This window comes from Sphingobacterium sp. BN32 (genome assembly GCF_030503615.1).
Lineage (GTDB): Bacteria > Bacteroidota > Bacteroidia > Sphingobacteriales > Sphingobacteriaceae > Sphingobacterium.
The window spans coordinates 2,879,727-2,891,199 of the sequence record NZ_CP129963.1 but is presented as its reverse complement, the minus strand read 5'-3'; the positions used below and the strand labels follow the sequence as shown (position 1 = coordinate 2,891,199).

Here is an 11,473-nt window from a genome sequence, read left to right as displayed (position 1 = left end):
TTTTTCTTGCAACGGCTAAGGTATCAGCGAGAAGAAAAGGTCGACTGAAAGTGGCAGAGTTTGGCTTTGAGAGGTAGGGTTTTACCACACATAAGATTATTAAAAGAATTGATTGTTTTTTTACAAACCATATTATATCTAAATTTATTATCGTAATATTGCGATATATAAAAAACAAAGCATGGGACTTACTAAATCAGAAATATTCACGGACGAGCAAAACAGATTAGCTTCTCTATTTAAGGTTCTGGCACACCCTGCAAGGGTTGCCATACTTCAATATATCATTAACCAGAAAGCCTGTATCTGTAATGATCTGGTCGAGGAATTGGGATTGGCACAGGCTACGATTTCTCAGCATTTAAAGGAGTTAAAGAGTATCGGCATCATTCAAGGCACAATCGAGGTTAAATCTGTTTGTTATTGCATCGATAAAAATGTTTGGAAAAAAATCCAAGCAGATTTTAATTCATTCTTTGATCAGGAAGTAAAGGTAAACAAGTGCTGTTAGCCGTGTTTTTTTAATATTTAACATCGCTATATTACGATACAATATTTTAATAAATCATTTCAAAATTCAAAAACAATGAAACTATCAAACATCAAAGAAATCTTACCAACATTGGACAATGTTGAATTTCAATTAGCGGACGGAACATTTGTCCCCAAACATTTCCACGTTACGGAGGTAGGTATTGTTACAAAACATTTTATTGATTGTGGCGGAACGATCAGAAATGAAAAGGTCGTCAACTTCCAGTTGTGGAACGCCAACGATTTTGAACACAGGCTAAAGCCGACCAAACTATTGAACATCATCAAACTGTCCGAAGAAAAATTGGATATTCAAGATGCCGAAATAGAAGTGGAATACCAAAGCGAAACCATTGGCAAATACAATCTGGATTTTAACGGAAACCATTTTGTACTGAAAAACAAACAAACCGCTTGTTTGGCAAGTGATGCCTGCGGTATTCCTGCCGAAAAACAAAAAGTAGAATTATCAGAGCTGAACAGTGCTTGCTGTTCGCCTAATTCGGACTGTTGTTAAACCCTATAAACCAATCGTAATGTACAAGAATTTAGCTGAAACCATAAAGGGAATATCTGATGTTCAGACCGTAAGCGAAGAACGTAAAACCATATTGCAACCCTTGATAGACTTCGTACAACAAAAAGTAAGCAACGGACAGGTAATAAATCTCAATTTCATCTGTACACACAATTCACGAAGAAGCCATTTATCGCAGGTTTGGGCACAGGTGGCAAGTGTATATTACCATATCCCGAATGTATATTGCTATTCGGGCGGTACGGAAGAAACGGCATTATTTCCGAAAGTAGTGGAAACATTGAATGAACAGGGTTTTTCTGCTTTCAAAATTTCGGAAGCAGACAATCCTGTTTATGCTATTAAGTACAGTGAAAATGCTTTGCCGATTATCGGTTTTTCAAAAAAGTACGATAGCCCTTTCAATCCTGTATCGGCATTCACTGCCATTATGACCTGTTCACAGGCAGACGATGGCTGTCCTTTTATTGCAGGTGCAGAAAAGAGAATACCTATCACATTTGAAGACCCGAAGATTTCAGACGGCACAACAGAGCAGACAAAGATATATGCGGAAAGGAGTTTGGAGATAGCAACTGAAATGTTCTATGTTTTTTCAATGATTAAAAAATAACCAATGCAACCAAAACTAAAATTTCTTGACCGTTACCTTACCCTATGGATATTCCTTGCTATGGCATTTGGCGTAGGATTAGGATATTTCTTTCCCAACATTTCTAACGTAACAGACAGCTTGTCCGTAGGAACCATTAATATCCCGCTGGCAATAGGTTTGATACTGATGATGTACCCGCCATTGGCAAAGGTGGATTATACAGTATTGCCCAAAGCGTTTAAGGATAAAAAAGTAATTGGAATATCTTTATTCCTCAATTGGGTAATCGGTACGGTAATGATGTTCGGGTTAGCCGTTCTGTTTTTAAGGAATGAACCCGATTATATGACGGGATTGATTTTGATAGGATTGGCAAGATGTATCGCAATGGTAATTGTATGGAGCGACCTGGCAAAAGCCAACAGGGAATATACGGCACTATTGGTAGCGTTGAACAGTGTCTTTCAGATATTGAGTTACAGTTTTTTGGTTTGGCTTTTTATCAACGTATTGCCGAGTAAATTAGGATTAGCCAATTTCAATGTAAATGTATCAATGAAAGACGTTACCGAAAGCGTGTTGATATACTTGGGTATTCCTTTTTTTACAGGTTTCGTGAGCCGATATGTTCTTATAAAATCAAAAGGCATTGAATGGTACAATAGAAAATACATACCGGCAGTATCACCTATTACACTTTACGCATTATTGTTTACCATTGTACTGATGTTCAGTTTGAAAGGCGACAAGATATTGGAGTTGCCAGTGGACGTGATTAAGATAGCCATACCGCTAATCATCTATTTTGTATTGATGTTTTTCGTGAGCTTTTTTATAAGCAAATCCCTGAATGTTTCTTATGACAGGAACGCGTCCATAGCATTTACAGCCACCGGGAACAATTTTGAATTGGCCATAGCCGTAGCCATTGCGGTTTTTGGTATTCATTCTCCACAGGCATTTGTTGGCGTTATCGGACCATTGGTCGAAGTGCCTGTACTGATACTATTGGTAAGGGCAAGTTTATGGTTGAAGAAGAAACTATACTAAGTTGATGTAAATAACTTAGCGGGATTTTAGAATTGTCAAGAAACTAAAATTAAACCCTCTGAATCCGGAGCGTTTATTGTTTGTTCAAGATGTGAAGCATCCTGCCCACCTCAATATCCATTCGGGAAAATGCAAACCATTTTTTGCCCAGGTCTTTGAGCGAAGCCCCTATATGGTAAAGCTCCGCTTGGTCTATTATCAAAAATCGGTCGTGGGTATCGGAGAAAACCTTAATTTCAATCGGGAGGTATTGGCTGTTGTACCGTTTTATGTCCAATTGTAGCTGATTGCTGATTGCTTTGGTGTAGATTGTTGCGGTTACATTTTGTTTTCGCTTAACCAATATCGTTAGTGCCGTTGAGGAAATCCAACAGATAGTGGGCGAAAAAATAAAGCTGCCCGAAGATTACCACATTGAATACGGTGGGCAATTTGAAGCGGAGGCAGAAGCATCGCAGACCTTGATTGCGACCTCCCTGCTTTCCATTCTGATTATTTTCCTGATACTGTTCCGGGAGTTCAAAACGGTAAAGTTAGCCGCCATCATTTTAATCAACCTGTCTTTGGCATTGATTGGCGGTGTGTTCAGCATCTATTTTACCAGTGGCATTTTGAGCATTCCTGCCATTATCGGTTTTATCACCTTGTTTGGTGTGGCTACCCGTAACGGCATCCTGCTCGTATCGCATTACAATACATTGTGTGATGAGGGGTTGGATTTGTACGATACGGTTATACAAGGCTCAAAGAACAGGTTAAGCCCCATCCTGATGACGGCACTTAGCGCAGGGCTGGCATTGATACCGCTTGCTATTGCGGGCGATTTGCCCGGCAACGAGATACAAAGTCCTATGGCAAAAGTGATATTGGGCAGCTTGCTTACTTCTACATTGCTCAACATTTTTATTGTTCCGGCGGTGTACTATTTATCTAACAAAAAAGCAGCTAAAGCATGAACATAAAATTTTTAACGGCAATCTGTATGTGCGTTTTTACCATACAATTGCAGGCACAGTCAGGATTGGAAACCGTCTTGTCTGATGTTGCCAAGAACAATAAAACGCTGCAAACCCAAAGCAAATATTGGGATGCGCAGAAGTTATTGTACCATACGGGCAATACGCTGTACGACCCTGTGGTCAGCTACGATTTTATGCGTGGCTCACCCTATGCCATTGCGGGCAACCAAACGGACATTAACGTCTTGCAGCGTTTCGACTTTCCCACGGTTTACAGTAAAAAGAAAGCATTGGCTGGCGAGCAGAGTAAGCAGGCAGATTTTTCGCTAACAGCCAACAGGCAGGAAATATTATTGGGAGCGAAAAAGATTTGCATTGAACTGATATACCGCAATAAACTTCAGGAAAGAATTATAGAACGGAAAACAAAAACCGAAAAGTTCCTGACCGACTTTCAGACCAAACTGGATAAGGGCGAAGGTAATGTGCTGGACGTGAATAAGGCTAAACTTCAATTGATTGAGATTAATAAAGATTATCAGTTGAACATTTCCGCTATCAACCAACTTCATCAAAAACTGACGGAACTTAACGGCGGTATAGAGATAGTCTTTAACGATGCCATATACCCTGAATATAAGCCCGTTCCTGCATTTGAAGAATTGGAAGAAACAATTGAATACAAAGACCCGGTAAGAAAATATTTGACACAACAGACCGTAGTAGCCCAAAAGGATATTGAAGTTACTAAGGCATTGACCCTGCCAAAATTTGAAGTGGGTTTTCATTATCAGGGTATTTTAGGGCAGCAGTTTTACGGTGCAAAAGTAGGCGTGAGCATTCCTTTGTGTGAAAACAAAAATCGGGTGAAGCAAAAGCAGGCTGAATTATCGGTGGCAGAAGTACAGGTAGCACGGCACAAGAACGAACATTATTATCATTTGAAGCAACTGTATGAAAAGTATATCAACCTGCAAAAGACGGTAGCAGAATATGAGAAAGTATTAAGCAGTATCAACAGTATTAAACTATTGGATAAAGCGTTATCATTCGGAGAGATAACCACTATCCAATATTTTTTGGAGGCAAGTTACTTTTATACCGCTACCAATAATTATTTGCAGGCGGAGAAAGAGTACAACGATGCAATAGCCGAACTGTACCAGTATTTGCTATAATTTAATATTGTAGGGTGAATGCAGACCATTAGCAAAGGCAGATGTATCACTGTTTTAAAACCTTGCGGAATACAACTTTCGCAAGGTTTCAATTAACTAAATTAGAAGCCTGGGCCGAGGCTTCAGGTTAACAAAAACCCAAATTAAAAGCGCCTATGCAGACAATGCAATCAGATAACTTGATTTAGACAGGAAGCAACGAGCGTAGTTCGACTTAAATCGTAAATTTGTTTATTGTGCTTAATATAGCAGTTAGTAAGATATGAATACACTCTTTATTAAAAATATGGTATGCGACCGCTGTATTATGGTGGTGCAAAACGAATTGGATAAACTTGGTTTAGATGCTAAAAATGTAAAGCTGGGCGAAGTTACCCTTACCAAAGAAATTACACCTACGGAGAAAGAGGCTTTGGTCAAGACTTTAGAGCCATTGGGGTTTGAAGTAATTGATGATAAAAAAGGCAGGATAATAGAAAAGATAAAGAACATTATCATTGACCTGGTACATCATCAGGATAGTGATGTAAAAACCAACCTTTCCGATGTATTGAGCGATAAACTGCACCACGATTACAATTACTTGTCCAATCTGTTTTCAGAAGTAGAGGGTACAACTATTGAAAAATACTTTATCGCCCAAAAGGTGGAAAAGGTAAAAGAACTGCTGGTGTATGATGAACTGTCGTTAAGTGAGATTGCCATGCGCCTCAACTATTCAAGCGTAGCCTATTTGAGCAACCAGTTCAAGAAAGTAACGGGGCTTACCCCGAGCTATTTCAAACAAGTCCGGGAAGATAAGAGAAAGCCGTTGGATAAAGTATAGGAACGGCTACGCTATTCAGGAACACTGCGGGCAAAGCCCTGACACCGTAAAATTGACTTCACTTATTTTATATCCTTTAGGCAACTTAAATAACGGTTGCACATCCTCTATACAAGTTACCGATTTACATTTTTGACAACTGAAATGCAAGTGGTTATGATTGTGGACTACTTCACAGTTATGGCAACTTGCATATCCTACACCCCCGTCAACGTTTACCACTTTGTGGACTAAATCTTCTTCCATTAACCTATCCAGTACCCGGAGATATTTGCCGGAGAGAAAGCCGGGTAACTGAACATACAGATTGCCGCACAATTCAACAACAGGGAAGAATTTGATATAGTCAGGAACAGCGAAATTACAACGCCTCAAATGACTTTGAATGTCAGCACGATTTCCGAAGAAATTTCTTGGGAGCATCCCACATTCAAAAACTTTAACGGAAGTATCGGCATATCCGCTATGCAGCAGGACAATACCTACAAAGGTCGGTATCTCATCCCTGCCTACAATTCCCAAACATACGGTGCATACTGGATTGAAAAATGGAAGAAGAACAAATGGGAGCTTCAGGGCGGTATCAGGTATGATTTTAAGCAAATCAGTACGGTACGATACCCTTACAATAACCAGCCTGTGGAGCATGACTTTGATTTTTCAACAATCGGGGCATCATTCAATACCATCTACCATCTTTCAGACCATATCAGGATAAACGGAATGGTCAGCCTTGCCAATAGGGCTCCCCACGTTAACGAACTGCTCATTGACGGCATACATCAAGGTACTGCCACCTATGAACTTGGGGACGTAAACCTGAAAATAGAGCAGGCTGTAAACACGGTCTTGGGGCTTTCATATAGCAATGAAGAAAAATCAGTAAATATAGACTGGTCTGTATTCTACAATTCCATCAACAACTTTATCTATTTACAGCCCCGCCCGGGAGAGCCTGTATTGACCATTGCAGGTGCATTTCCCAAATTCGTCTATCAACAGGCTGATGCCTATCTCACGGGAACGGATTTATTAATCAATTACAAGCCTGTACAGAAACTGGACATCATAGGAAAGGCATCTTTGCTAAGGGCGTACAATAAAACGATAAACGACTGGCTGATTTCCATGCCATCGGACAGGTTTTCATTGGGGTTCAATTACGAACTGCCCGATATAAGGTCTTTCCAAAAATCCTATATCGGGATGGAAATTCCGCTGGTCTTAAAACAGACAAGAGTACCTGATGAAAACATACACGGCCAGCAGGATTATAAGCTGCCCCCTGATGGTTATCTCCTGACAAATATATCCGCTGGTACAGTGGTCAGTGTCTTGGGCAGGTCACTGAACATCAATCTTGCAGTGAGCAACCTGTTCAATACCCGGTACAGAAACTACCTGAACAGCTTCAGGTATTTTACGGACGAAATGGGCAGAAACATCTCCGTTAGATTAAAGTACGTTTTCTGACAAACACGTTTTTCAACAATTAAATTTATATAACAATGACACAGAAATTCAAACATTTTTCTTCGATTGCCGTAGCGGCAATCGTACTATTCGCAACCTCATGCAGCAAAGACGATGACCCTATCCCCGAAGAAAACGACAACGAGGTAATCACTACGGTACAGCTACGTTTTAAGGAACAGGGAACCACGAACGAACTTCTTTATGCTTGGAAAGGTGCTGACGGAGCCGGAGGAAACGCCCCGGTCATAGACCAGATTGCACTGCAACCGGGTAAGTCCTATGATGTCAGCGTATCCTTTCTTGACGAGGTAAATGGTGAAGACATTACCGAAGAAGTAAGTGAGGAAAATATAGACCACCGTATTTATTACGTGCCATCTTCCACATCAAATATACAAATCACAAATTTGGATAAGGATGACAACAACGTTACGTTAGGGCTGGAAAGCGTTTGGACAACCACGACCGCTTCCACTGGTACGGTCAGGGTTGTGCTGCGCCATTATCCACAGGGAGGAAAGATTGAAACGGACTTGATTAATGACCCTAAGTCATCAACTGACGTAGATATTCAATTTAATTCTAAAGTTGAATAAACCCCGCACCAAGAAGAAGACCGGGCATCCGTCAGTATTTTAAGACCACAGCTTTTTAAGCAAACAATAAAGCATTGCGATTATCTTTCGCAATGCTTTGTGGTTTTAAAGACCATCTAAAACTGGCTTTATGGCGATAACCATCTGATGAAGTGGCTCACCTATACAGGATTTCAATAAATCTTACAAATCAAATCCAAAATTTCACAACAGTACCCATAATTATAATAGCCAATTTTGCATTGTAAATTAAAGCAGGCAAATATGGCGACAAACAGAGAAAATATATACATACCGTTGGAGGATGTAGAAAGCGAACACTGTGCATTAATCGTTGAAAAGGGATTGGCACAGGTAAAAGGCGTAGAAACCCATAAAGTAGAGCTGAACAACCGCAGGGCAGCGATTACAGTAGATAGCAATGAAACCGTAGGCGAAGCTGTTAAGGCAATTAAAGATTTAGGTTACGGAGTTCCTACGGTTAAAAGTGCTTTTCCGGTATTGGGCATGACCTGTGCATCCTGTGCGGGCAGTGCCGAAAGCATTGTTAAATACCAACCGGGAGTAGTTAATGCTTCCGTGAACTTTGCAACGGGCAATCTTACCGTGGAATATCTGCCCAATATGACCGATGCCTCCACCCTGCAAAAAGCGGTTCAGGGAGTAGGTTACGACCTATTGATTGAAGACAAAACCAAGCAGCAGGAAACGCTCGAAGCCATCCACGAAAAGAAATTCCGAACCTTGAAAAACAAGACCATTTGGGCAATTATCCTTTCCCTGCCCGTGGTAATCATAGGAATGTTCTTTATGGATATGCCCTATGCAGACCCGATAATGTGGCTCTTTTCCACGCCCGTTGTAATATGGTTGGGCAGGGATTTTTTTGTAAACGCTTGGAAGCAGGCAAAGCACCGTTCCGCCAATATGGATACGCTGGTGGCATTGAGTACAGGTATTGCCTACCTGTTCAGTGTTTTCAATATGCTGTTTGCCGACTTTTGGCATCAACGGGGACTGCATGCTCACGTATATTTTGAAGCGGCTGCCGTTATTATCGCATTCATCCTCTTGGGAAAACTGCTGGAAGAAAGAGCCAAAGGCAACACCTCTTCAGCCATTAAGAAGCTGATGGGCTTGCAGCCAAAAACGGTCATCGTGGTACATGCGGACGGAACGGAAAAGCAGACCGCTATCGAAGACGTAAGCGCAGGCGATGTGATACTCGTAAAGCCCGGTGAAAAGATTGCGGTAGACGGCATGGTCATATCGGGCAATTCGTATGTGGACGAAAGCATGTTAAGCGGTGAGCCTGTACCTGTATTGAAAAAAGAAAAAGAAAAAGTATTTGCAGGAACGATTAACCAAAAAGGCAGCTTCCGGTTCAGGGCGGTAAAAGTGGGCAAAGAAACCATGCTTGCCCACATCATCAAAATGGTGCAGGATGCACAGGGAAGCAAAGCACCCGTACAGAAACTGGTCGATAGGATTGCGGGCATCTTTGTTCCCACAGTGATAGGTATTGCCATCCTGACATTTACGCTATGGTTGATTTTGGGAGGCGAAAACGGGGTTGTTCAAGGTCTGTTGGCAGCCGTTACGGTATTGGTCATTGCCTGCCCCTGTGCTTTAGGCTTAGCGACACCCACCGCTATTATGGTAGGCGTTGGTAAAGGTGCTGAAAATGGCATTTTGATAAAGGATGCCGAAAGTTTGGAACTGGCCAAAAAAGTAAATGCCATCGTTTTGGACAAAACCGGAACCATCACCGAGGGAAGACCACAGGTAACGGGCATTAAATGGCTGAACAATGAGGACACTGCAAAAGAAATCCTTTTGAGCATCGAAAAGCAATCCGAGCATCCATTGGCAGAAGCCGTAGTGAAGCATCTTGGCGATGTAGCGACCACCTCTTTATCCATGTTCGACAGCATTACGGGCAAAGGCGCAAAAGCAGACCATGACAACGAAACCTATTATGTAGGCAACAAAAAGCTATTGGCAGAAAACAACATTGCCATTGCCGGCGAATTACAAGACCAGGCCGAAGAATGGGGCAAACAGTCTAAAACCGTTATCTGGTTTGCAAACAGCAAAAAGGCTCTTGCTGTAATCGCTATCGCCGATAAGATTAAGGAAACATCGGTGCGGGCTATCCGGGAAATGCAGGAAATGGGCATTGACCTGTATATGCTGACCGGAGATAATGAAGCTACTGCAAAAGCCATTGCGGAGCAGACAGGCATCAAGCATTACAAAGCCGAAGTTTTGCCACAGCACAAAGCCGACTTTGTGAAAGAACTGCAAAGTAAAGGAAAGGTAGTGGCAATGGTGGGCGATGGTATCAACGACAGCACCGCATTGGCAACAGCCGATGTAAGTATCGCAATGGGCAAAGGCAGCGACATCGCAATGGACGTAGCCAAGATGACCATCATTTCGTCCGACCTGACCAAGATACCGCAGGCAATACGCTTGTCCAAACAGACCGTAGCCACCATCAAGCAAAACCTGTTCTGGGCGTTTATCTACAACGTAATCGGCATTCCGGTAGCGGCAGGCATCCTTTACCCTGTTAACGGCTTCCTGCTCAACCCGATGATTGCGGGTGCGGCAATGGCATTGAGCAGCGTGAGCGTGGTCAGTAACAGCCTGCGGTTGAAGTGGAAGAAATAAAACAGTAAATCTCACAAATCAAACAAGAAATTACACAACAATAACTAACTGAATAGTACGGAAATTTGCATTATCAGATAACTCTAAAATTTGTAAACAATGGAAAATAAACAATTTCAATTCAAGACGAACATCAATTGCGGCGGCTGTATCGCATCTGTAAAGCCGCACTTGGACAAGGCAGAGGGCATCTGCCATTGGGAAGTGGACACGGCCAACAAGGACAAAGTACTTACCGTGAAGTCCGAGGGCATTACCGAGCATGAAGTAATATCGACCGTGCAAAAGGCAGGCTTCAAAATAGAACCTTTGGATGCCTAAGCCAGCAACTTTTTGAAATGCCCTTTTTCCGACCGAATTTCCATGAGGTTGGGTTGATGAAAAAGGGCATTTTATCAATTCTGAAAAAAGGCGATAGGTTATTGCGTATATGGCATTATTTTTCCATATAGCAAAAAAAACGTAAAACGATATAAAAAACCAATCTAATTTGTAACTTTGTTGCGTTGAAAAATTATAGAATACATATAGGCATTTTGACATTGTTCTGTTTGGTTTTCTTTATGATACCAAGTCAGAGCTATGCCTGTTCCAAAAATTCAACAAAGACCGAGCAGTCTTCCTGCTCAAAGGAGAAATCCAAAAAATCAGAACATACAAAAGGTTGCAAGAGCAAATCCTGTAAAAAATGCAAAAGTGACAAATGCGGGGGCGGTTGTTCCCACAGCTCTTGCAGGTGCGGTGCTTCAACCACTTCCCTAAATGTCCCAACCGTAATCGAATTAAAGGCAAAAGATCACTTAGCAGCAGCTAAAAAGCAAAAATTCGCTTTCAAAGAAGCCTATTATTCTTCGGGCTTTTTTTCCATTTGGCTACCGCCTAAAATAAGCTAAATTTATGGCCTGCCAGCCATAGGTATGTCCTGTCAGAGGCCGCTTCGGCTTTTTGCAAATCCCTTATTTGTATCATTTATTTAAAGTTTAAAACAGAAATGGGCTTTCAATACTTCATTTCTAAAAAGTAATTATTATGAAATCATTATCAA

Annotated in this window: 12 protein-coding genes and 1 pseudogene; 12 read left to right on the top strand and 1 reads right to left on the bottom strand. The window is 41.5% G+C overall.

From position 1 onward, the window contains the following. Positions 1 to 181 precede the first annotated feature (181 nt). The 4 genes from QYC40_RS12185 (at position 182) to arsB (ending at position 2,717) form a co-directional block, all read left to right on the top strand. Complete coding sequence (locus QYC40_RS12185) at positions 182 to 511, top strand: helix-turn-helix transcriptional regulator (RefSeq protein WP_002993233.1); 330 nt, start codon at positions 182 to 184, stop codon at positions 509 to 511. Between the two features lie 75 nt (positions 512 to 586). Further along, positions 587 to 1,051 (top strand): DUF6428 family protein, encoded by a 465-nt coding sequence (locus QYC40_RS12180; RefSeq protein WP_002993236.1) that lies wholly within the window; start codon positions 587 to 589, stop codon positions 1,049 to 1,051. Positions 1,052 to 1,070: 19 nt separating this feature from the next. Then, the gene (locus QYC40_RS12175; protein WP_002993237.1) at positions 1,071 to 1,685 is read left to right on the top strand and encodes a hypothetical protein; all 615 of its coding nucleotides are present in this window, start codon (positions 1,071 to 1,073) and stop codon (positions 1,683 to 1,685) included. A gap of 3 nt (positions 1,686 to 1,688) precedes the next feature. Further along, positions 1,689 to 2,717: an ACR3 family arsenite efflux transporter gene (gene arsB / locus QYC40_RS12170; RefSeq protein WP_301990492.1), complete on the top strand. Its 1,029-nt coding sequence runs from the start codon at positions 1,689 to 1,691 to the stop codon at positions 2,715 to 2,717. 73 nt (positions 2,718 to 2,790) lie between these two features. Here the strand turns inward: arsB and QYC40_RS12165 are convergent. Beyond that, a pseudogene (locus QYC40_RS12165) lies at positions 2,791 to 3,069 on the bottom strand (ORF6N domain-containing protein); the annotation flags it as partial. Between the two features lie 25 nt (positions 3,070 to 3,094). Between QYC40_RS12165 and QYC40_RS12160 the strand changes: the two are divergent. The 8 genes from QYC40_RS12160 (at position 3,095) to QYC40_RS12125 (ending at position 11,190) form a co-directional block, all read left to right on the top strand. Further along, positions 3,095 to 3,673 (top strand): efflux RND transporter permease subunit, encoded by a 579-nt coding sequence (locus tag QYC40_RS12160; RefSeq protein WP_301990491.1) that lies wholly within the window; start codon positions 3,095 to 3,097, stop codon positions 3,671 to 3,673. Then, positions 3,670 to 4,854: a TolC family protein gene (locus tag QYC40_RS12155; RefSeq protein ID WP_301990490.1), complete on the top strand. Its 1,185-nt coding sequence runs from the start codon at positions 3,670 to 3,672 to the stop codon at positions 4,852 to 4,854. The genes QYC40_RS12160 and QYC40_RS12155 overlap by 4 nt, the downstream gene beginning before the upstream one ends. A 262-nt stretch (positions 4,855 to 5,116) precedes the next feature. Next, a complete protein-coding gene (locus QYC40_RS12150) occupies positions 5,117 to 5,680 on the top strand; it encodes an AraC family transcriptional regulator (RefSeq protein ID WP_002993247.1) in 564 nt (187 codons plus the stop codon). A 375-nt stretch (positions 5,681 to 6,055) separates the two neighbouring features. Further along, positions 6,056 to 7,153, top strand: a complete 1,098-nt coding sequence (locus QYC40_RS12145; protein ID WP_094258254.1) for a TonB-dependent receptor — start codon at positions 6,056 to 6,058, stop codon at positions 7,151 to 7,153. A gap of 35 nt (positions 7,154 to 7,188) precedes the next feature. Further along, a complete protein-coding gene (locus QYC40_RS12140) occupies positions 7,189 to 7,752 on the top strand; it encodes a hypothetical protein (RefSeq protein ID WP_002993254.1) in 564 nt (187 codons plus the stop codon). Positions 7,753 to 8,016: 264 nt separating this feature from the next. Continuing rightward, complete coding sequence (locus QYC40_RS12135) at positions 8,017 to 10,428, top strand: heavy metal translocating P-type ATPase (RefSeq protein ID WP_002993255.1); 2,412 nt, start codon at positions 8,017 to 8,019, stop codon at positions 10,426 to 10,428. Between the two features lie 99 nt (positions 10,429 to 10,527). Next, complete coding sequence (locus tag QYC40_RS12130; protein ID WP_002993257.1) at positions 10,528 to 10,749, top strand: heavy-metal-associated domain-containing protein; 222 nt, start codon at positions 10,528 to 10,530, stop codon at positions 10,747 to 10,749. A gap of 261 nt (positions 10,750 to 11,010) precedes the next feature. Continuing rightward, entirely contained in the window at positions 11,011 to 11,190 is a 180-nt protein-coding gene (locus tag QYC40_RS12125; protein ID WP_002993259.1) for a hypothetical protein, read from the top strand. Positions 11,191 to 11,473 lie beyond the last annotated feature (283 nt).